This is a genomic window from Pseudomonas sp. SWI7 (assembly GCF_006351945.1).
Taxonomy (GTDB): domain Bacteria; phylum Pseudomonadota; class Gammaproteobacteria; order Pseudomonadales; family Pseudomonadaceae; genus Aquipseudomonas; species Aquipseudomonas fulva.
In genome coordinates this window covers 1981612-2001882 of record NZ_CP040930.1, presented here as the reverse complement: position 1 = coordinate 2001882, position 20271 = coordinate 1981612, and the positions used below count along the sequence as shown (strand labels likewise).

19 protein-coding genes are annotated in these 20271 nt (G+C 61.1%); 8 read left to right on the top strand and 11 right to left on the bottom strand.

The window, feature by feature from the left end; translation table 11 throughout:
* The first annotated feature begins 26 nt into the window (after positions 1 to 26).
* Positions 27 to 1001: an HTH-type transcriptional regulator CysB gene (gene cysB / locus FH041_RS09120; RefSeq protein WP_023536044.1), complete on the top strand. Its 975-nt coding sequence runs from the start codon at positions 27 to 29 to the stop codon at positions 999 to 1001.
* 53 nt (positions 1002 to 1054) lie between these two features.
* On the opposite strand, the gene FH041_RS09115 is transcribed toward cysB, so the two are convergent.
* The 5 genes from FH041_RS09115 to FH041_RS09095 form a co-directional block, all read right to left on the bottom strand.
* A complete protein-coding gene (locus tag FH041_RS09115) occupies positions 1055 to 1789 on the bottom strand; it encodes a phosphoadenylyl-sulfate reductase (RefSeq protein WP_027914605.1) in 735 nt (244 codons plus the stop codon).
* Positions 1790 to 1909: 120 nt separating this feature from the next.
* Positions 1910 to 3253, bottom strand: coding sequence for an aminodeoxychorismate synthase component I (gene pabB, locus FH041_RS09110; protein ID WP_088522998.1), 1344 nt, complete (start codon positions 3251 to 3253; stop codon positions 1910 to 1912).
* A 121-nt stretch (positions 3254 to 3374) separates the two neighbouring features.
* Positions 3375 to 4355: an alpha-L-glutamate ligase-like protein gene (locus FH041_RS09105; protein ID WP_023536214.1), complete on the bottom strand. Its 981-nt coding sequence runs from the start codon at positions 4353 to 4355 to the stop codon at positions 3375 to 3377.
* Entirely contained in the window at positions 4355 to 5890 is a 1536-nt protein-coding gene (locus FH041_RS09100; RefSeq protein WP_027914607.1) for an inactive transglutaminase family protein, read from the bottom strand. The genes FH041_RS09105 and FH041_RS09100 overlap by 1 nt, the downstream gene beginning before the upstream one ends.
* 5 nt (positions 5891 to 5895) lie before the next feature.
* A complete protein-coding gene (locus FH041_RS09095; protein WP_027914608.1) occupies positions 5896 to 6432 on the bottom strand; it encodes an ATP-dependent zinc protease in 537 nt (178 codons plus the stop codon).
* Between the two features lie 294 nt (positions 6433 to 6726).
* Between FH041_RS09095 and FH041_RS09090 the strand changes: the two genes are divergently transcribed.
* From FH041_RS09090 to prpF, 5 genes are all read left to right on the top strand, one after another.
* The gene (locus FH041_RS09090; RefSeq protein WP_028686937.1) at positions 6727 to 7443 is read left to right on the top strand and encodes a GntR family transcriptional regulator; all 717 of its coding nucleotides are present in this window, start codon (positions 6727 to 6729) and stop codon (positions 7441 to 7443) included.
* Positions 7440 to 8330: a methylisocitrate lyase gene (prpB, locus tag FH041_RS09085; protein WP_028686938.1), complete on the top strand. Its 891-nt coding sequence runs from the start codon at positions 7440 to 7442 to the stop codon at positions 8328 to 8330. Before FH041_RS09090 ends, prpB begins: the two co-directional genes overlap by 4 nt.
* A gap of 95 nt (positions 8331 to 8425) precedes the next feature.
* On the top strand, positions 8426 to 9553 hold the full coding sequence (gene prpC / locus FH041_RS09080) for a 2-methylcitrate synthase (protein ID WP_027914611.1): 1128 nt from the start codon (positions 8426 to 8428) through the stop codon (positions 9551 to 9553).
* 105 nt (positions 9554 to 9658) lie between these two features.
* Entirely contained in the window at positions 9659 to 12250 is a 2592-nt protein-coding gene (gene acnD, locus FH041_RS09075; protein WP_027914612.1) for a Fe/S-dependent 2-methylisocitrate dehydratase AcnD, read from the top strand.
* Between the two features lie 68 nt (positions 12251 to 12318).
* Entirely contained in the window at positions 12319 to 13509 is a 1191-nt protein-coding gene (gene prpF / locus FH041_RS09070) for a 2-methylaconitate cis-trans isomerase PrpF (protein ID WP_028686939.1), read from the top strand.
* 143 nt (positions 13510 to 13652) lie between these two features.
* Here prpF and acnB read toward each other — a convergent pair whose 3' ends face one another.
* The gene (gene acnB, locus FH041_RS09065) at positions 13653 to 16262 is read right to left on the bottom strand and encodes a bifunctional aconitate hydratase 2/2-methylisocitrate dehydratase (RefSeq protein WP_028686940.1); all 2610 of its coding nucleotides are present in this window, start codon (positions 16260 to 16262) and stop codon (positions 13653 to 13655) included.
* Positions 16263 to 16666: 404 nt separating this feature from the next.
* Between acnB and FH041_RS09060 the strand changes: the two genes are divergently transcribed.
* Both FH041_RS09060 and FH041_RS09055 read left to right on the top strand, forming a co-directional pair.
* Positions 16667 to 17134, top strand: coding sequence for a DUF1289 domain-containing protein (locus FH041_RS09060; RefSeq protein WP_023536066.1), 468 nt, complete (start codon positions 16667 to 16669; stop codon positions 17132 to 17134).
* 198 nt (positions 17135 to 17332) lie between these two features.
* Positions 17333 to 18571 (top strand): hypothetical protein, encoded by a 1239-nt coding sequence (locus tag FH041_RS09055; RefSeq protein WP_140174447.1) that lies wholly within the window; start codon positions 17333 to 17335, stop codon positions 18569 to 18571.
* 108 nt (positions 18572 to 18679) lie between these two features.
* On the opposite strand, the gene queD is transcribed toward FH041_RS09055, so the two are convergent.
* The 5 genes from queD to FH041_RS09035 form a co-directional block, all read right to left on the bottom strand.
* Complete coding sequence (queD, locus tag FH041_RS09050; protein WP_033695042.1) at positions 18680 to 19036, bottom strand: 6-carboxytetrahydropterin synthase QueD; 357 nt, start codon at positions 19034 to 19036, stop codon at positions 18680 to 18682.
* A 63-nt stretch (positions 19037 to 19099) separates the two neighbouring features.
* Positions 19100 to 19312, bottom strand: coding sequence for an AlpA family transcriptional regulator (locus FH041_RS09045; protein WP_132579024.1), 213 nt, complete (start codon positions 19310 to 19312; stop codon positions 19100 to 19102).
* Between the two features lie 25 nt (positions 19313 to 19337).
* The gene (locus FH041_RS22745) at positions 19338 to 19514 is read right to left on the bottom strand and encodes a hypothetical protein (RefSeq protein WP_168199531.1); all 177 of its coding nucleotides are present in this window, start codon (positions 19512 to 19514) and stop codon (positions 19338 to 19340) included.
* On the bottom strand, positions 19511 to 19744 hold the full coding sequence (locus FH041_RS09040; RefSeq protein WP_140174445.1) for a hypothetical protein: 234 nt from the start codon (positions 19742 to 19744) through the stop codon (positions 19511 to 19513). The genes FH041_RS22745 and FH041_RS09040 overlap by 4 nt, the downstream gene beginning before the upstream one ends.
* A gap of 51 nt (positions 19745 to 19795) precedes the next feature.
* Positions 19796 to 20233: a class I SAM-dependent methyltransferase gene (locus FH041_RS09035; protein WP_140175111.1), complete on the bottom strand. Its 438-nt coding sequence runs from the start codon at positions 20231 to 20233 to the stop codon at positions 19796 to 19798.
* Positions 20234 to 20271: the final 38 nt, after the last annotated feature.

The following is a 20271-nucleotide window of genomic DNA, read 5'->3' as shown; positions in this document are numbered from 1 at the left end:
GACCCATGCTGAACTGAGGGAAACCTATGAAGCTTCAACAACTGCGCTACATCTGGGAAGTAGCGCACCATGACCTCAACGTCTCCGCGACAGCGCAAAGCCTGTATACCTCGCAGCCGGGGATCAGCAAGCAGATTCGCCTGCTCGAAGACGAACTGGGCGTCGAGGTATTTGCTCGCAGCGGCAAGCATCTGACGCGTGTCACCCCGGCTGGAGAGCGCATCATCAACACCGCTGGCGAGATCCTGCGCAAGGTCGAAAGTATCAAGCAGATCGCCCAGGAGTTCTCCAACGAGAAGAAGGGCACGCTCTCCATCGCCACTACTCATACCCAGGCTCGCTACGCCTTGCCTCCGGTGATCAGTGGCTTCATCAAGCAGTACCCGGAAGTGTCCCTGCACATGCATCAGGGCTCCCCGATGCAGATCGCCGAGATGGCCGCCGACGGTACGGTGGATTTCGCCATCGCCACAGAAGCGCTCGAGCTGTTCGGCGACCTGATCATGATGCCGTGCTACAAGTGGAACCGTTGCGTGGTAGTTCCACAGGGCCACCCATTGGCGAAGCTGCCCAAGCTGACCCTTGAAGCGGTGGCCGAGTACCCCATCGTTACCTATGTGTTCGGCTTTACCGGGCGCTCCAAGCTGGATGAAGCCTTCAGCAACCGTGGCTTGACGCCCAAGGTGGTGTTCACGGCGGCGGACGCGGACGTGATCAAGACGTATGTCCGTCTCGGTCTGGGCGTGGGTATCGTTGCGGGCATGGCGGTCGACGCCAAGCTGGACGGTGATCTGGTGGCCCTGGACGCCAGCGAACTGTTCGAGGCCAGTATTACCAAGATCGGCTTCCGGCGTGGCACTTTCCTGCGTGGGTTCATGTGCGACTTCATCGAGAAGTTTGCGCCGCACCTGACCCGTGAAGTGATGGCCAAGGCCATTCAGTGTCACAACAAGCAGGAGCTTGAGGCCCTGTTCGAAGGTGTCGAGCTACCGGTGCACTGATGCTTGGATGCCAGGGCCGTCAAGCGGCCCTTTTTACTGATGCCGCCCGCGTTTCAAGCCTTGGTAATCAGATTGCCGGCGTGCAAGCCGCATTCCTTCTGGGTCGATTCCTCCCACCACCAGCGGCCTTCGCGCTCGTGCTGATTGGGTAGCACAGGGCGCGTGCAGGGCTCGCAGCCGATGCTGATGAAACCGCGCTCATGCAGGCTGTTGTAGGGCAGCTCAAGCATGCGGATGTAGCCCCATACTTCTTCGCTGGTCATCTGCGCGAGGGGGTTGAACTTGTAGAGCGTGCGCTCCGGGGTGGAGAAGCCTGTGTCGACCTCAAGGGCTGCCACCTGGCTGCGCGTCCCTGGGCTCTGGTCACGGCGCTGCCCCGTCGCCCAGGCGCTGACGGTCGCAAGCTTGCGGCGCAGGGGCTCGATCTTGCGTATGCCGCAGCACTCGCCGTGCCCGTCACGGTAGAAGCTGAACAGGCCTTTGTCTTTGACGAAAGGGTCGAGCTTGCTGCGGTCGGGGCTCAGGATTTCGATGGGCAAGTTGTAATGCTCGCGCACCTGCTCGATGAAGCGATAGGTCTCTGGATGCAACCGTCCGGTGTCGAGGCTGAAGACCTTGACCTGCTTGTTCAGCTTCCAGGCCATGTCCACCAGCACCACATCTTCGGCACCACTGAAGGAGATCCACAGGTCGTCGCCGAAATGCTCAAAGGCGAGCTTTAGAATGTCCTGTGGGGATTTGTCCGCATAAGCCGCTGCCAGGGCAGCGACGTCGAAAGGTTGGCTCATCAGGCGGTTTCCATCTTGGCTGTGGCGCTGGGCGCTCGTAGTGAGGCAATGGTAACAAAAAACCTACCCTGGTTGCGGGCGCGCCGAGGTGCGTCCAGCGGTTGACGGGGTAAAACCGCCTTAGATCGCCTGCAAGGTCTGCATCAGCACCCGCACCTTGGCAATCGACTCCTCGTACTCGGCCTGCCATTCAGAGTCGGCCACCACGGCGCCACCGCCCCAGCAACTGACCTGGCCGTCCTTGATCAACAGGCTGCGGATGGCGATAGAACTGTCCATCTCGCCGCGGACATCGACATACAGCAGCGATCCGCAGTAGAGCGCTCTGCGAGTGGGTTCAAGCTCATCGATGATTTGCATCGCGCGGATCTTGGGCGCGCCGGTGATCGAGCCACCAGGGAAGCTGTCGCCGATCAGGTCCAGTGCGTCCTTGTCAGCCGCCAGCGTCCCCGTCACGCTGCTGACCAGGTGGTGCACATTGGGGTAGGTTTCCAGGCTGAACAACTCAGGCACTTTGACAGAGCCAATCTCGCACGTACGGCCCAGGTCATTGCGCAACAAGTCCACGATCATCAGGTTTTCCGACCGGTCCTTGGGGCTTTGCCGTAGCTGCTCGGCATTGCGCGCGTCCTCGGCAGCATCCAGGCCCCGCGCACGGGTGCCCTTGATCGGACGGGTTTCCACATGCCCCTTGCTGACGCGGATGAAACGCTCAGGCGAGAAGCTCAACAAGGCGCTGCCATCTGCCAATTGCTGGAACCCGGAAAACGGTGTTGGGCACGCCTGGCGAAGCGCTTGATAAGCTCGCCAGGGATCGCCTTGGCAAGCAGCGCGAAACCGTTGGGTCAGGTTGATCTGGTAGCAGTCACCTGCCTGGATGTAGCGTTGAACCTGCTCGAAGGCTGCATGGTACTGCTCGGGCGCAAGGTCACCGGTCATCGGCGCGAGCAGCTTGAAAGCCCCATTGGCCGTAGGCTCGCATTCCTCGAACAGGTGCACCAGTCGCTCACGCTCTTCACTGCCCAGGCTTGGATGGAACACCAGTTGGCTAGTACGGGTCGCGTGATCGGTCGCCAGCGCCCACGCGTACACGCCCAGTTGGGCATCCGGCAGGCCGAGGTCGTCCACCGCTTGGGTCGGCAGGTGTTCAAGCCGACGACCAAAATCGTAGCTCAGGTAACCGATCAACCCACCGGCAAACGGCAGCTCGCTCTCTGCTGGCAGCTGTGCAGGTCCCAAGGCAGCCAGCGCATCGCGCAACCGTTGCAGGAAGGCGCGCCCCGTTTCGTCCGCCAGCACCTGCAGGTGCTGCACGGGCCACGCGCTTATCAGGTCGAAGCGGCCGCGCTCTGCGCCGGGGCGAGCGCTGTCGAGCAAAATGGCACCCGGCGCGTCACGCAGGCAGGAAAAGTAGGCAGCCGGGTCGGGCTGGTAGGGCAGGGCGTACAGCGTACAGGTCGGCATCAGTAGGGACGGCGATGTAAAAGCGAGGACGGCGATTGTAGTCCGGCGCAGGCATTGCGCCTAGCGTCAGGGCGACATTCGCCATCTTCATCTTGCCGGGGCGGGTGACCAGCCCCGTTTCTCAGTGGCCGGGCCTGTGGCCGAATAGCCCTTGGGCCACGCGCACGCGTTGCTCGGCGTCTTCGGTCACACCCTCTTTGGCCAGTGCCTCAAGGTGCGCCTCGATCGCATGGGTGCGTTGCGTCAGGCCGCAATCGTTGGCGATCTGGATGTTCAGCCCTGGACGCGCGTTGAGCTCGAGGATCAGTGGGCCTTTCTCCTGATCCAGCACCATGTCCACGCCAATGTAGCCCAGGCCGCACAGCTCATAGCAGCCGGCTGCCAGCTTCATGAACCCGTCCCAAGTCGGCAGCTGCACGCCGTCCACTGCGTTGGTGGTATCGGGGTGCTTGCTGATGATGTTGTTCAGCCAGGTACCTCGCAGCGTCACACCCGTGGCCAGGTCCACGCCTACGCCGATGGCGCCTTGGTGCAGGTTGGCCTTGCCGCCGGACTGGCGCGTGGGCAAGCGCAGCATGGCCATGACCGGGTAGCCCATCAGGACGATGATGCGGATGTCCGGCACGCCTTCATAGCTGATGCTCTTGAAGATCTGGTCCGGGGTGACCCTGTACTCGATCAGGGCGCGGTCGCGATGGCCGCCGAGCGAGTACAGCCCGGTGAGGATGCTGGAAATCTGGTGCTCGATTTCTTCATGGCTGATGATCTTGCCGGACACCGTCCGATAGCGGTCTTCGAAACGGTCGGCGATGACCATGATGCCATCACCCCCGGCACCCTGAGCTGGCTTGATCACGAAGTCGCTGCGCCCGCCGATGATCTCGTCGAGCTTCTCGATCTGCTTTTCAGTCTCGATGACACCGTACATTTCCGGCACGTGGATGCCGGCTGCCAGCGCGCGCTCTTTGGTGATGATCTTGTCGTCGACGATCGGGTACAGGTGGCGCTTGTTGTACTTGAGTACATAGTCTGCATTGCGCCGATTGATACCCATGATGCCCCGGGCCTCCAGGGCTTTCCACGTCTTGATCAGGCCGAACATCAGGCGTCCGCCTTCTTCAGGAATGCCTTGAAGCGGACCAGCTCGGTCAGGCGGTAGCCGCGGTAGCGACCCATTGCCAGCATGAAGCCCACCAGGATCAACAGTACGGCCGGGAAGGTGAACACGAAGTAGACCAGCTCCGGCACCATCATCAGCAAGTGAGCCAGAGACGCGGCGAACAAGGTGCCGATGGCCACTTTCATGGCATGACCGCCGCCGCGTTCTTCCCAGGTGATCGACAGGCGTTCGATGGTCATGGTCAGGATCACCATCGGGAACAGCGCAACCGACAAGCCGCGCTCAAGGCCCAGTTTGTGGCTGAACAGGCTGATGGCGGCGATCAACACCACGACGAATGTCAGCACCACCGAAAGGCGGGGCAGCATCTGCAGCTTCAGGTGTTCGAGGTAGGAGCGCAGCGATAGCCCAAGCGCGGTGATGACGGTGAACAGCACGATCCCGAAGCCCAGCTGTGTTTCGCGGAAGGCCAGGGCGATCAGGACCGGTGTGAAAGTGCCCAGGGTCTGGATGCCGATCAGGTTGCGCAGCACCAGAATCACCAGCACGCCGATGGGGATCATGACCATGATCATGAAGGTCTGCTGGGTCTGCAGTGGCAGCCCGTACAGGGAGTATTCGAGGAAGTCGGCGTCGGTGTTCTCGTCCGTCAGCTTGGCCAGGCGGATGGCGTTCATCTCGCTGTTGTTCATGCTGAAGGTTACGTTGGCCCGCTTGCCGCCATCGACCGTGATCAGGTTGTCATCCCCGGTCCACCACAGCAGCCGATCGTTGGGCAGGCCTTGCTCACCGGTTTCGGGGTTGAAATACAGCCAGTCATTGCCGTTGAAGCTGCGCAACCACAGTTCCGGGGTTTGCGGGGTGTCGGCCACCAGGCGGATCGTGTGCACCTTCTCCATCGGCACGTGAGCGATGGACAGCAGCAGGTCAATGACCTGCGCTTTCTTCATCGGCGAGGTATCGCCTGCCAGCAGCAGCTTGACGTTGTCGTCGTTGAGGTTGTTGACGCGCTTGATGGTTTCGCTGACGAACGTCTCGACATCAGCCGAATGCTGACGAATCGGTGCCATCAAAGCTTCGGCGGCGATTTTCTCAGGGCCTTCTACTGCAAGGCTGTCGCGGAAAGTCGGGCCCTTGACCTTGGCTTTCTCAGTGCTGTAGCGCTTGGTCAGCACCAGCCGGTAGTACAGGGTCTGATTGCCGCTGGCGCGCCGAGCGGACCAGGTGACCTTGCGGTTGCCATCGGCGCGGTTGACGCTCACACCATAGTTGTTTGAGATGAAGCTTTCGTTGAGGCTCACATAATCCCGATTCAGGGGCGGCACGAACATCTGGACCTTTACCGGGTCCTTGGTGCTGGCCACAAATTCGATCTTGGCATCGATGTTCCACAGATCGTCCGTTTCATCCTCGGTCACCGGGATGCCAAGTACGAAGATCTGATAAGCCGTGACCGCTACGCCCAGCAACACCAGGACGGTGATCAGGACTTTCAGATGGAGGGTAAGAGAGCGCATCGGAATTACTCTGCTTTGGGAGCGTCGGTGGCACAGGCAGGTTTGCCGGCCGCATATTTAAGGCTTGGGTCGACCAGGGCGTCGAAATGCTTCAAGGCCTCCGAGCCGATCAACAATGGGAACTGGAAAGCGCTGCGATCGGTGAGGTTGACTTCGATGGTGCGCGTGGCCTGGCCCATGCAGATGTCCAGCTCGATGACGGGGCGCGCGGTGTAGGCCTTGCCCGATTCGGCGTCGTAGTCGCCAGCCCTGCGCTTGATCTTGCTAACGCGCGCCAGCGGGCGTTCGATGGGATGGGAATGGGCAGCGTCAATGGCCAGATAGAAACGCACCCAGCTTTCACCATTGCGCTTGAAACGCTTGATGTCGCGGGCGCTGAGCGAGGCAGTCTTGGCCCCGGTGTCGAGCTTGGCCGCCACTTCGAGGTCGAGGTCGCCAAGGCGAGCATATTCGTTCAGACCGTACACGGTCTTGCCGGCTGCCTGGCTCAGGGCCGGCAACAGGAGGAGGCTAATCAGCAAAGCAAAGGGTGTCAGTTTCATAGTCCTGGCGCGGTATTGTGCAAGGTTCGGGGTAAGGCGACTGGCAACGGCTGCACAAGCTTCCTCGTTGATCTGCCGGCACCATGCTGGCGGGGCAGACGGGCTATCCATACTCCATCGAAGGCGCGGCATTCTATCACGCCGACGTATTGACGCCAGCGGTGCGCGATCTGACACCCTGATCGGAAGCTAGTTTCTTGGAATGGTTATTGTCGACAATCAGGGATAATGTTTTGACCGGTGCATTTGGTTCAGCTAGATTGATGGCAATTATTTAGGCATGGTGTCAACAATATGCAGGTGCTTTCACCCAGTGACGCTACTGGCAACGAGGAATCGGAAACCCTGTCCGAGCATGTGTTCAGGCGGATTCAAGCGGCCATTGTGCGGGGGGACATAGCCCCAGGGAGCAAGATTTCCGAGCCGGAGCTTGCCCGCACCTATGGCATCAGCCGAGGCCCGCTGCGTGAAGCCATTCACCGCCTCGAGGGCCAGCGCCTGCTGGTTCGTGTGCCCCATGTGGGCGCACGTGTGGTTTCACTGAGCCACGCCGAACTCATCGAACTCTATGAAATCCGCGAGTCGCTCGAAGGCATGGCCTGCCGCCTGGCGGCCGAGCGCATGGGCAGGGCCGAGATCGACGAGCTGCGCCAGGTGCTGGAAACCCATGAGCGCGATGCTGCCTTTCAGGCGGGCGTAGGCTACTACCAGCAGGAGGGTGACTACGATTTTCACTATCGCATCATCCAGGGCAGTGGCAACCAGACCTTGGTCAAGATGCTCTGCGGCGAGCTGTACCAACTGGTGCGCATGTACCGTATCCAGTTCTCGGCCACACCCAATCGGCCACGCCAAGCTTTCGCCGAGCACCACCGCATCCTGGACGCGATCGCCGAGGGTGACGGCGAGTTGGCCGAGCTGTTGATGCGCCGTCACATCGCTGCGTCCAAACGCAACATCGAGCGCCATTACCAAGGCGACCACACCCCCAGCACACGAGGTGAAAAATGACCGTCAAGAGCACCCCAGGCCAGCGTTTTCGCGATGCAGTGGCCGCCGAGCGCCCGCTGCAAGTCGTTGGCGCCATCAATGCCAACCACGCCTTGCTGGCCAAGCGTGCCGGCTTCAAGGCCATCTACCTGTCCGGCGGCGGTGTGGCGGCAGGCTCGCTGGGCTTGCCTGACCTGGGCATCAGTGGCCTGGACGACGTGCTGACCGACGTCAGGCGCATCACCGATGTGTGCGACCTGCCATTGCTGGTGGACGTGGACACCGGTTTCGGCGCCTCGGCCTTCAACGTTGCCCGTACCGTGCGCGCCATGAGCAAGTTTGGCGCCGCGGCCATTCACATCGAGGATCAGGTAGGCGCCAAACGTTGTGGCCACCGTCCGAACAAGGAAATCGTCACCCAGCAGGAGATGGTCGATCGTATCAAGGCGGCGGTCGATGCCCGCACCGATGACAGCTTCGTGATCATGGCCCGTACCGATGCGTTGGCGGTCGAGGGGCTCAATGCGGCGCTGGATCGGGCGGCCGCCTGTGTCGAGGCCGGTGCGGACATGATTTTCCCCGAAGCCATCACCGAACTTGCGATGTACAAGACCTTCGCCGACCGGGTCAAGGCTCCCATCCTGGCCAACATCACCGAGTTCGGTGCCACCCCTTTGTACACCACCGAAGAACTGGGCTCGGTCGATGTGTCGCTGGTGCTGTATCCACTGTCGGCGTTCCGCGCCATGAACAAGGCTGCCGAAAACGTCTACGCGGCCCTGCGCCGCGACGGCACGCAGAAGAACGTCATCGATACCATGCAGACACGCATGGAGCTTTACGAGGCCATTGGGTACCACGCTTTCGAGCAGCATCTCGATGCATTGTTTGCACAGAAAAAAGGCTGACCTGCCAGCTGAGCGCGCTGCAGCGCCCAGGTTCAGGGGTAAGTAAGGGTTAGCCAGCCAGCATTCCATAACAAGTTCAAGAAAGGAGAAGCACCATGGCCGAAGCAAAAGTACTCAGCGGCGCAGGCCTGCGCGGTCAGGTTGCCGGGCAGACGGCCCTGTCGACGGTCGGTCAGGCCGGCGCTGGGCTGACCTATCGGGGCTATGATGTCCGTGACCTGGCCGCCCATGCCGAATTCGAGGAGGTGGCTTACCTGTTGTTGTATGGCGAGCTGCCCTGCCAAGCCGAGCTTGCCGACTACAAGCACAAGCTCAAAGGCCTGCGCGACCTGCCGCAGGCGTTGAAAGAAGTACTGGAGCGCATCCCGCGCGACGCTCACCCGATGGACGTGATGCGCACGGGCTGCTCCGTGCTCGGAACCCTCGAGCCCGAGCTCACCTTCGATGCCCAGCGCGACAAGACCGACCGGCTCCTGGCCGTCTTCCCGGCGATCATGTGTTACTGGTACCGCTTCAGCCATCACGGCGTGCGCATCGACTGCGTCAGCGACCAAGACACCTTGGGCGGCCACTTCCTGCAGTTGCTCCATGGCAAGCCGCCCAGCGAGCTGCATGTGAAGGTGATGAACGTATCGCTCATTCTCTACGCCGAGCACGAGTTCAATGCCTCCACGTTCACCGCCCGGGTGTGTGCCTCGACCCTCTCGGACCTGTACTCCTGCGTCACCGCCGCCATCGGCTCGCTGCGCGGCCCGCTGCACGGCGGTGCCAACGAGGCGGCCATGGAGCTGATCGAGCGCTTCCAGAGCCCGCAGCAAGCGTCGACCGAGTTGCTGCACATGCTCGAGCGCAAGGACAAGATCATGGGGTTTGGCCATGCCATCTACAAAGAGTCCGACCCGCGTAACGAGGTGATCAAAGGCTGGTCCAAGCGCCTTGCCGATGAAGTGGGCGACACGGTGCTGTACCCGGTGTCCGAAGCCATCGACAAGACCATGTGGGAGCAGAAGCGCTTGTTCCCCAACGCCGACTTCTACCATGCCTCGGCGTATCACTTCATGGGCATACCGACCAAGCTGTTCACCCCTATTTTCGTCTGCTCGCGGCTTACCGGCTGGGCAGCGCATGTGTTCGAGCAACGTGAGAACAATCGCATCATCCGTCCGAGCGCCGAATACACCGGCGTCGAACAGCGTCAGTTCGTGCCGATCGAGCAGCGCTGATGGGCGCCCACCCCGCGCAGGTCTTGTTGGCCTCGCGGGGTGGCCCAGCATGTCTGCCCGCACGCGCACCCTTGAACGCCATCCGTGACCGAGCCTGATAACGATATGAATACTGCCTACCGCAAAGCCTTGCCAGGCACCGACCTGGATTATTTCGATGCCCGCGCTGCCGTCGAGGCCATCAAACCCGGCGCCTATCAGGGCTTGCCCTATACCTCGCGCGTGCTGGCCGAGAACCTGGTGCGCCGCTGCAGCCCCGGTACGCTCCAGGCGTCGTTGGCCCAGCTGATAGAGCGCAAGCGCGACCTGGATTTCCCTTGGTATCCGGCCCGGGTCGTCTGCCATGACATCCTGGGTCAGACCGCGCTGGTCGACCTGGCCGGCTTGCGCGATGCCATCGCCGACAAGGGCGGTGACCCTGCCCAGGTCAACCCGGTGGTGCCCGTACAGCTGATCGTCGATCACTCACTGGCCGTCGAATGTGGCGGCTATGATCCCCAGGCGTTCGAACGCAACAGGGCCATCGAGGATCGCCGCAACGAAGACCGCTTCCATTTCATCAACTGGACCAAGAAAGCGTTCAAGAACGTCGATGTCATCCCGCCTGGCAACGGCATCATGCACCAGATCAACCTGGAGAAGATGTCGCCCGTGGTACACAACGATCACGGCGTGGCCTACCCGGACACCTGTGTCGGCACCGACAGCCACACCCCTCATGTGGACGCATTGGGCGTGATTGCCATCGGCGTGGGAGGGCTTGAGGCCGAGAACGTCATGCTCGGGCGCGCCTCCTGGATGCGTCTGCCGGAAATCATCGGCGTCCAGCTCACCGGCAAGCTGGCGCCCAACCTGACGGCAACCGACTTGGTATTGGCCCTGACCGAATTTCTGCGCAAGCAGAAGGTGGTCGGCGCCTACCTCGAATTCCATGGAGAAGGCGCCCGTGCTCTGACGCTCGGCGATCGCGCCACCATCTCCAACATGGCTCCAGAATATGGCGCCACGGCGGCCATGTTCGCCATCGATCAACAGACCATCGACTACCTGCGTCTGACGGGCCGCGAGGAACAGCAGGTCGCACTGGTAGAGACCTACGCCAAGGCCACGGGTCTATGGGCCGACAGCTTTGCCGACGCAGTCTACGAGCGCACTCTGGACTTCGATCTCTCCAGCGTAGTGCGCACCATGGCGGGCCCCTCAAACCCCCATGCCCGGGTGGCCACCAGCGAGCTGGCCGTCAAGGGGATTGCGGGTGCCTGGGAGCAGGTACCCGGGCAGATGCCGGACGGGGCGGTGATCATTGCAGCCATCACCAGCTGCACCAACACCAGCAACCCGCGCAACGTGATTGCCGCCGGGTTGCTGGCACGCAATGCCAACAGGCTGGGGCTGGCGCGCAAGCCTTGGGTCAAGTCATCGCTTGCTCCTGGATCCAGGGCTGTACAGCTGTACTTGGAAGAGGCGGGCCTGGAGGCGGAGCTCGAAGCGTTGGGCTTCGGCATCGTCGCTTTTGCTTGCACCACCTGCAATGGCATGTCCGGCGCCCTCGACCCGACCATCCAGCAGGAAATCATCGACCGGGACCTGTACACCACCGCGGTGCTGTCTGGTAACCGAAACTTCGATGGCCGTATTCACCCGTATGCCAAACAGGCATTTCTGGCGTCCCCACCCTTGGTCGTGGCCTACGCCATCGCGGGTACGATCCGTTTCGATATCGAGAAGGATGTGCTGGGTGTGGCATCGGATGGGCGGGAAATCCGCCTCAAGGATATCTGGCCCAGCGATGACGAAATCGATGCGATGGTTCGCGCTGCGGTCAAGCCCGAACAGTTCCGCAAGGTCTACATTCCCATGTTCGCCGTGGAGCAGGACCACGGGCCCAAGGTCGCGCCGCTGTACGACTGGCGTCCCATGAGCACCTACATCCGTCGCCCACCCTACTGGGAAGGCGCCTTGGCTGGGGAGCGCACCTTGCGTGGCATGCGCCCACTGGCGTTACTGCCGGACAACATCACCACCGATCACCTGTCGCCCTCCAATGCCATCATGCTCGACAGCGCAGCGGGAGAGTACCTGGCCAAAATGGGCTTGCCTGAAGAAGACTTCAATTCCTATGCCACCCACCGTGGAGATCACCTCACGGCTCAGCGCGCCACCTTCGCCAACCCCAAGCTGTTCAACGAGATGGTGCGCAACGAAGATGGCAGTGTAAGGCAGGGCTCGCTGGCACGCCTTGAGCCCGAAGGCCGAGTCATGCGCATGTGGGAAGCGATCGAGACCTACATGCAGCGTAAGCAGCCGCTGATCATCGTGGCCGGTGCCGATTACGGTCAGGGCTCTTCACGCGACTGGGCTGCCAAAGGGGTTCGTCTGGCAGGCGTGGAGGCCATCGTCGCCGAGGGGTTTGAGCGCATCCACCGCACGAACCTGGTGGGTATGGGCGTCTTGCCCCTCGAATTCATGCCAGGTACAGACCGTAAGGTACTGGGCCTGGATGGCAGCGAAACCTATGACGTGATCGGCACCCGTACACCGCGCGCCACCCTGACCCTGGTGGTTACCCGTCGCAACGGAGAGCGTTTTGACGTACCGGTGACCTGTCGCCTGGATACGGCCGAAGAGGTGTCGATCTACGAAGCGGGCGGTGTGTTGCAACGTTTTGCCCAGGACTTCCTCGAAGCGACCGTTTAACGCGACGTGGCCGCATTGCGGCCCTAGGCGCCCCCCCTGGCTCGGGCCCATCCAAGAGGCTTCAATTAATGGCACATGCACCTCAAATCAAGATTCCGGCCACTTACATCCGTGGCGGCACCAGCAAAGGCGTGTTCTTCCGTTTGCAAGATCTGCCGGAACAAGCGCAAACGCCAGGTCCGGCACGCGATGCCTTGCTGCTGCGGGTAATCGGCAGCCCCGACCCCTATGGCAAGCAGATCGACGGCATGGGCGGGGCAACGTCCAGCACCAGCAAGGTCGTGATCCTGTCCGCCAGCGAGCGGCCTGATCATGATGTGGACTACCTGTTCGGCCAGGTCAGTATCGATAAGCCTTTCGTGGACTGGAGTGGCAATTGCGGCAACCTTTCCGCGGCAGTAGGTGCGTTCGCCATCGGCAGTGGCCTGGTAGACCCCACGCAGTTAGCCGGCACCGGTGTCGCCACGGTGCGTATCTGGCAGGCCAACATCGGCAAGACCATCGTGGCTCATGTGCCGATGGACAACGGTCAGGTGCAGGAGACCGGCGACTTCGAGCTTGATGGCGTGACGTTCCCGGCCGCCGAAGTGCAGCTGGAGTTTCTTGATCCGGCTGCCGACGACGATGGAGAAGGCGGGGCGATGTTCCCTACCGGTAACCTGGTGGACGATCTGGAGGTGCCAGGGGTTGGCACCTTCAAGGCTACGTTGATCAATGCCGGTATCCCAACGGTGTTTCTCAATGCAGCCGACCTTGGCTACAGCGGTATGGAGTTGCAGGATGCCATCAATGGAGATCCGGCTGCCCTGGAGCGGTTTGAGACGATACGGGCCCATGGTGCGCTGCGCATGGGGCTGATCGAGCATGTAGAGCAGGCTGCCGCCCGCCAGCATACCCCCAAGGTAGCATTCGTGGCGCCGGCACATGCCTATCTCGCCTCAAGTGGCAAGCAGGTCAGGGCGGAAGATATCGACTTGCTGGTGCGCGCCATGTCCATGGGCAAGCTGCATCACGCGATGATGGGCACTGCTGCAGTCGCGATCGGCACGGCGGCGGCCATCCCGGGGACACTGGTAAACCTGGCTGCAGGCGGCGGTGAGCGCAGTGCAGTACGCTTCGGGCATCCATCGGGCACCCTGCGGGTTGGTGCAGAAGCACGCCTGATCAATGGGCAGTGGTCGGTGACCAAGGCCATCATGAGTCGTAGCGCTCGCGTGTTGATGGAAGGCTGGGTGCGCGTTCCTGATGATAGCTTCTGACAGGCGTGCTCGCCGCCGCCTGGTCACGTTCACGAAGGCGTCTGCAGGTCTTTAGCAGGTGCCCGACCGTTTGAAATGGCAAAAAAAAGCCCCAGCATCACTGCCGGGGCTTTTTTCATGCAGCCAGTCGATGGCTGCCTGGCTTACGCCTGGACCACTGGGATCTTGGCGTTGGCGGCCGCTTCGCGGAACTCGGCGATCTGGTCGAAGCTCAGGTAGCGGTAGACGTCGGCAGACATGCTGTCGATGTCCTTGGCGTACTGCATGTACTCTTCGACGGTCGGCAGCTTGCCGATGATCGAAGCCACCGCAGCCAGCTCGGCCGATGCCAGGTACACGTTGGTGGCGTCGCCCAGGCGGTTCGGGAAGTTACGGGTCGAGGTCGACACCACGGTCGAACCGGTCTGGACTCGCGCCTGGTTACCCATGCACAGGGAGCAGCCCGGCATTTCCATCCGCGCACCGGCTTTGCCGTAAATGCCGTAGTAGCCTTCTTCGGTCAGCTGGTGTGCATCCATCTTGGTCGGCGGGGCCAGCCACAGACGGGTCGGAATACCGCCCTTGACCTTTTCCAGCAGCTTGCCAGCGGCGCGGAAGTGGCCAATGTTGGTCATGCACGAGCCGATGAAGACTTCGTCGATCTTCTCACCCTGTACCGAGGACAGCAGGCGAGCATCGTCCGGGTCGTTCGGGGCGCAGAGCACAGGCTCCTTGACGTCGGCCAGGTCGATTTCGATGATTTCGGCGTATTCGGCATCGGCGTCGGCCGACAGCAGTTCAGGGTTGGCCAGCCAGGCTTCCATGGCCTGGGCGCGACGCTCCAGGGTGCGTGCATCGCCGTAGCCTTCGCCGATCATCCAGCGCAGCAGGGTGATGTTGGACTTCAGGTACTCGGCAATGGCTTTTTCCGGCAGCTTGATGGTGCAACCGGCAGCCGAACGTTCAGCCGAAGCGTCCGAGAGCTCGAAGGCCTGCTCGACGGTCAGTTCGTCCAGGCCTTCGATTTCAAGGATGCGACCGGAGAAGGCGTTTTTCTTGCCCTTCTTCTCGACGGTCAGCAGGCCTTGCTGGATGGCGTAGTAAGGGATGGCGTGCACCAGGTCACGCAGGGTGATGCCAGGTTGCAGCTTGCCTTTGAAGCGCACCAGGATCGACTCTGGCATGTCCAGCGGCATGACGCCGGTGGCGGCAGCGAAGGCTACCAGGCCGGAGCCTGCAGGGAAGGAGATGCCGATCGGGAAGCGGGTGTGCGAGTCGCCACCGGTACCCACGGTATCGGGCATCAGCATGCGGTTCAGCCAGCTGTGGATGATGCCGTCCCCTGGGCGCAACGACACGCCGCCACGGGTGCGGATGAAGTCTGGCAGGGTATGGTGGGTGGTGACGTCGATTGGCTTCGGATAGGCCGCGGTGTGGCAGAACGACTGCATCACCAGGTCGGCGGAGAAGCCCAGGCAAGCCAGATCCTTGAGTTCGTCACGGGTCATGGGGCCAGTGGTGTCCTGGGAACCCACGGTGGTCATCTTCGGCTCGCAGTAAGCGCCTGGGCGAACGCCCTGGCCTTCCGGCAGGCCACACGCACGGCCGACCATCTTCTGCGCCAGAGTGAAGCCCTTGCCGGTGTCGGCAGGCTGCTCTTGTTTCTTGAACAGGTCCGATGGGCCCTGGCCAAGCTCGGCACGGGCTTTTTCGGTCAGGCCGCGGCCGACGATCAGAGGGATACGGCCACCGGCACGCACTTCGTCGAGCAGCACTTCGGTCTTGAGCGCGAACGTGGTTACCAGCTCATCGCTTTCGTGACGGCGTACTTCACCTTTGAACGGGTAGACGTCGATCACGTCGCCCATGGCCAGGTCGGTGCAGTCGAACTCGATCGGCAGGGCGCCGGCGTCTTCCATGGTGTTGTAGAAGATCGGGGCGATCTTGGTGCCGAAGCAGAAACCGCCAGCACGCTTGTTTGGCACGTACGGGATATCGTCGCCGAAGAACCACAGCACCGAGTTGGTGGCGGATTTGCGCGAAGAACCGGTACCCACCACGTCACCCACGTAGGCGACCGGGTAGCCCTTGGCCCTGACTGCTTCGATCTGAGCCAGCGGGCCCACCGAGCCTGGTTGCTGAGGCTCGATGCCGTCGCGGGCCATTTTCAGCATGGCCAGGGCGTGCAGCGGGATGTCAGGGCGCGACCAGGCATCTGGGGCAGGGGACAGGTCGTCGGTGTTGGTTTCGCCAGGCACCTTGAACACGGTCAGGGTGTATTTCTCGGCGATGGCCGGGCGCGAGGTGAACCACTCGCCGGCGGCCCAGGATTCCAGCACGGCCTTGGCATGAGCATTGCCGGCCTTGGCTTTTTCAGCCACGTCATGGAAGGCATCGAACATCAGCAGGGTGTGCTTGAGCTGCTCGGCCGCGACGGCGCCCAGCTCGGCGTCATCCAGCAGCACAACCAGCGTCTCGATGTTGTAGCCGCCCTGCATGGTGCCCAGCAGTTCGGTGGCGTGCTTGCGATCGATCAGCGGCGAAGTGGCTTCGCCCTTGGCGAGAGCCGAAAGGAAAGCAGCCTTGACATAGGCCGCCTCATCGACGCCAGGCGGTACGCGGTTGGTGAGCAGGTCTACGAGGAAGGCTTCTTCGCCGGCCGGCGGGTTTTTCAGCAACTCGACCAGGCCTGCAGTTTGTTCGGCGTTCAGCGGCTGGGGCACGATACCCAGCGCGGCGCGCTCTTCGATGTGTTTGCGGTAGGCTTCAAGCACAGTTATTTCCCTCATCAGTGGCCCCTTTAAGGGGTCCGGGACGCTCATCCGGCATTCCTTGCACCCATGCGCCGTCATGGCTTCTTGGGCCGCCTGGCCAGGGTCGCAAGAAATCCTTGCGGAAGCTGCTTTCAAAGTTTTACGCCTGCAGAACGAGTATCTGATGAGGGCTGGCTCGGGCCTGCGGGGATGCAGGCCCGGACCAACGTCGTTCTGCCGGATCAACTGTGCTCGTGACGCTTTGAAAACAGCTTCCAACGGACATTGTTGCCTTCGAAAAGGCCGGATGATTCTACGGTATAAATCGCTGGAAGGTAAGGCGGCGATGATGACTTTAGCGGGTGACCCTGGTTAGACAAAGGGCTAACATGGCCGCGTACTCCACCTTCAAGCCGTTGTATTTCATGTCCAACAAGTCCATCAAAACGCCCTGCGTCGGCCTGTGTTCCACGGTTTATGGGGACACCGTATGCCGGGGATGCAAGCGATTCCACCATGAGGTCATCCACTGGAATGGCTACGACGATGCGCAGAAACGCGCGGTTTGGTTACGCCTGGAGCAACTGCTGGTTCAGGTGATGATGGCCAAGCTTGAGGTGTTCGACAAAGGCGTGCTGCGCCAGCAACTGGAGCAGCGTGCCATACGGTATGTCGAGCAGCAGTCCGAGTACTGCTGGGCCTACCAGCTCATTGCCAGGGGCGCGCGCATGATTCGGGATTTGGAGGCCTACGGCATGGCCTTGCTGCCCGAGTTCCGCGACTGGGAACTGCCGCAACTGCGCGATGCGATTGATCGTGAGTTCTTTCTGTTGTCAGAGGCGCATTACCAGCGCTACATCGCGCCATCGTTTCTCAACAGCGCGTTGGAGTAGTCGTCTTCTCCTCTACTTCGCTGTTTGGCCCTCCACTAGCGTCGAGCTTGCGATTCAAGGGGGACCTCGGTCAGTGCCAGCGGGGGGTGAACTCAGGTCGATCGATTCGACATTCTTGATGTAGAGCGCTTCCTTCTGCAATGCGCGGCCGGCGTTGCTTAGCGTTTAGCTCACATTGCGACCCAAGAGTGAGCCATCATGACCGACTACATTTATCGTCCTGAACTCTCGTTTCTTGCCCGCTGCTGGTGGCAGTTGACCGACGAGCTGATTCAGCCGGATCGATGGTGGGACTACCAGGACAAGCTTGCCCCTATGTGGCTTCACGTCGGCGGGGCCGGTATCCACAACGATCATTGGTATAACTACTGGCGAGCTGAGCCCGAGGGAAAGGGGCCACTGCAACTGGCGCCAGAGGACTACACCAAGGACGGCCACCGGTATGGCGAGCTGTTCTGGTTCGGTGCCTACGTTGCTGCCTCAGGGGAGGATGGGGCGAAGTTGTGCTACGAAATCCGGCCTTACGACAGCGGGTGGCGGCCGTTGAACCGTATCCTCTACAACAATCCCTCTACGGTGTCGGGGTACGTTGCGGTCAAACGCGCGAATGAGCCAAGCGCCGGGCAGCCGCGTCTTTCCAATCCCACCCATTTATGGTCGGTGCAGGCGATGAACTACGCCGGTATCAAGCGCGGTGCGCGAATGTGCAACCTGATTCTGGAGAATGCCCAAGGGCATCGCGTAAGGCGCTATAAAGAAGCAGACGCATCGCTCATCAATACCGTACGCGGCGAGCCTGGCCGGATAGCACTGGAGATTCTCGACTATGGTCATCAGGCTCGCGAGTGGGCTTGGGGAACGGCGCTGGAAAAGGCGCGTGCCAGGTACAGATTTCAGCCTCAATACAGCTTCATTGGACGTGCCTGGTGGCGGCCTGACGGTGAATCAACCGCAGGAGGCCTGGTAACGGCAAGGTTCGACGAAGGCAGCGAGTGGTCTCCCAGAGCTGGGCTAGTGGTCGAGACGAATGATTTCTTTGGGAATCGCTGGAACATCGCCGAATTTCGCATGGCATGCGACCACTTTTGGTTTGCCGCCTACAGCGATGGGAACAGCCATGTCTATGAGCTATGGCCGCTCGACAGTCACGGCAGGCGCCTCGACTTTACCCTAAGAGAGCAGCGCGGTTGGACGACAAGCCTGGCCAAGCGCTGGACCAGCCAGCGAGCGCTCCCAGACTTTCTCTGGAAGCTCGAAGGACTTGATCCCAAAACCTTGGACGAAGGTACATCTGTCCTCAATGTGCAGTTGCAGCACTTGAGCGGCAGACCTGCGACGTTGCTGTGGCCCCAGCATGGCCGTCGGTTGATCACGGGCCAGCAAGGGCAGCACGGTTCGCTAACGATTCATGTGCTGGAGACGGCTGCCCGCTGCTGATCGGGTGGAGTTGGATCGGGGCAGGTTCGCTGCTGGGCCCCCAGGACGCCGGACCAGGCAAGGCGTTGTGGGCGTGAGCATCAGCGCTTGACGAGCCTGCCTACGGGCTCAGTCCCCGCTGTATTCGCAACCACTGGTGCACGTCTCGTGGATACGCACCTTGGACAGTTCTGGCAGCAACGGTTTGACCTGATCCCAGATCCATTTGGCAATGACTTCGCTGGTGGGGTTTTCCAGGCCAGGGATGTCGTTCAGGTAGTTATGGTCGAGCTGCTCGTAGATGGGTTTGAACACCGCCTTAATTTCGGCGAAGTCGCGAATCCAGCCGGTATGCGGATCGAGTGGACCCGTCAGATGAAGGCCGACCTTGAACGAATGCCCATGTAGACGCCCGCATTTATGGCCTTCGGGCACATGGGGAAGGCGGTGGGCGGATTCGAACGTAAATTCTTTGAAGATTTCCACTGGTGAACCTGTAAAGCTGGTGGGATAAGGGCTTGAGCGCGATCTGGCTTTCCAGTGTACTGCTCAATGTACTGATTGGTCGTCGCTGGGGGTTAGAGAGGTCATCCACTGAGTGATGTCCGACTGTCGCCAGGCGACCGAATTGGGTCCTATCTTAACCTGTTTCGGGAACGTCCCTTCACGGATTCTTCGATAGACGGTGTTCCGACCCATGCCCGTGACGTGCAGCACCTCGTCCAGGCGGAGCAAGCGATCAATGTTTTCTGAGTGTCGCATTGGGTGTCTCCTTTATATAGACGGGTCACGCCAGAAAGCGGTGTCCGACCTTCGCCGAGCGAGCGGCTTCCTCGGTGCGGAACATGAGCTTTGTTTTGCTGATGCGGCCTTCGCCGTCGTACTCAACATCGACCCACCAATGGCCGAACATGCGGTACGGCTCGCTGAGGATCTTCGTGACGTAGCAGTCGATCAGGTTCATGGATGGTCGCCTCCCTCAACAATTGAATGCTCGACGGTTCGCGAGCGGGGATCGGCATCACCCAGGAAAACCATGTTCAGCGCGGTTTCCTGCAGATTTCCCACCTCATCGGTGCCTTCTTCGTCCTCGGATAGCACGGGTAGGGCCTGGTGGCGGATCATGTCGATGCTCAGGCCCTCGGGAATGTCGAACCTGGTGGTGATGGTGGTCTTGACGGTTATGACAGACATGGCGAGTCCTCGCCCGCGCATGCCGGCGGGCTTGAGTTGTAAGGGGAGGGGTTAGGCTGTGGGGCGCTTCATGAAGGTGATCCAGTGCGTCTTTTCGCGTTTACCGGACTTGTGGCCAAACAGGGGTTTCTCATCGGTGAGGGCCAGCAGCTCGCTAACCAGTACCTGGGTTTCGTTCCACTTGAAGATCAGGATCCCCTCGGGCTCAAGCACGCGGAAGCACTCGGCGAAACCCTGACGAATGTCAGCTCGCCAGTCGCTTGTGAGCACCCCGTACTTGGCGCGCATCCAGCTGTCCAAACCGGCCCGCGTGAGGTGCGGCGGATCGAACACGACCAGGCGGAAGGTTGAGGCCTCGAAGGGCAGGCTACGGAAGTCCATCAGCACATCGGGCTCAACCTTCAGTACGCGGCCATCGCAGAGCAGGTGCTCTTCGTCTCGGATGTCACCGAAGAGGGCACGCTGGTCTTCCTTGTCAAACCACATCATGCGGCTGGCGCTGCAGGGGTCGAGTACCTTTGCGATGC

Coding starts and splice junctions, on each gene's coding strand:
- cysB (WP_023536044.1), top strand. CDS start 27: ATGAAGCTTCAACAACTGCGCTACATCTGGGAAGTAGCGCACCATGAC.
- FH041_RS09115 (WP_027914605.1), bottom strand. CDS start 1,789: ATGAGCCAACCTTTCGACGTCGCTGCCCTGGCAGCGGCTTATGCGGAC.
- pabB (WP_088522998.1), bottom strand. CDS start 3,253: ATGCCGACCTGTACGCTGTACGCCCTGCCCTACCAGCCCGACCCGGCT.
- FH041_RS09105 (WP_023536214.1), bottom strand. CDS start 4,355: ATGTTCGGCCTGATCAAGACGTGGAAAGCCCTGGAGGCCCGGGGCATC.
- FH041_RS09100 (WP_027914607.1), bottom strand. CDS start 5,890: ATGCGCTCTCTTACCCTCCATCTGAAAGTCCTGATCACCGTCCTGGTG.
- FH041_RS09095 (WP_027914608.1), bottom strand. CDS start 6,432: ATGAAACTGACACCCTTTGCTTTGCTGATTAGCCTCCTCCTGTTGCCG.
- FH041_RS09090 (WP_028686937.1), top strand. CDS start 6,727: ATGCAGGTGCTTTCACCCAGTGACGCTACTGGCAACGAGGAATCGGAA.
- prpB (WP_028686938.1), top strand. CDS start 7,440: ATGACCGTCAAGAGCACCCCAGGCCAGCGTTTTCGCGATGCAGTGGCC.
- prpC (WP_027914611.1), top strand. CDS start 8,426: ATGGCCGAAGCAAAAGTACTCAGCGGCGCAGGCCTGCGCGGTCAGGTT.
- acnD (WP_027914612.1), top strand. CDS start 9,659: ATGAATACTGCCTACCGCAAAGCCTTGCCAGGCACCGACCTGGATTAT.
- prpF (WP_028686939.1), top strand. CDS start 12,319: ATGGCACATGCACCTCAAATCAAGATTCCGGCCACTTACATCCGTGGC.
- FH041_RS09060 (WP_023536066.1), top strand. CDS start 16,667: ATGTCCAACAAGTCCATCAAAACGCCCTGCGTCGGCCTGTGTTCCACG.
- FH041_RS09055 (WP_140174447.1), top strand. CDS start 17,333: ATGACCGACTACATTTATCGTCCTGAACTCTCGTTTCTTGCCCGCTGC.
- FH041_RS09045 (WP_132579024.1), bottom strand. CDS start 19,312: ATGCGACACTCAGAAAACATTGATCGCTTGCTCCGCCTGGACGAGGTG.
- FH041_RS22745 (WP_168199531.1), bottom strand. CDS start 19,514: ATGAACCTGATCGACTGCTACGTCACGAAGATCCTCAGCGAGCCGTAC.
- FH041_RS09040 (WP_140174445.1), bottom strand. CDS start 19,744: ATGTCTGTCATAACCGTCAAGACCACCATCACCACCAGGTTCGACATT.
- FH041_RS09035 (WP_140175111.1), bottom strand. CDS start 20,233: ATGATGTGGTTTGACAAGGAAGACCAGCGTGCCCTCTTCGGTGACATC.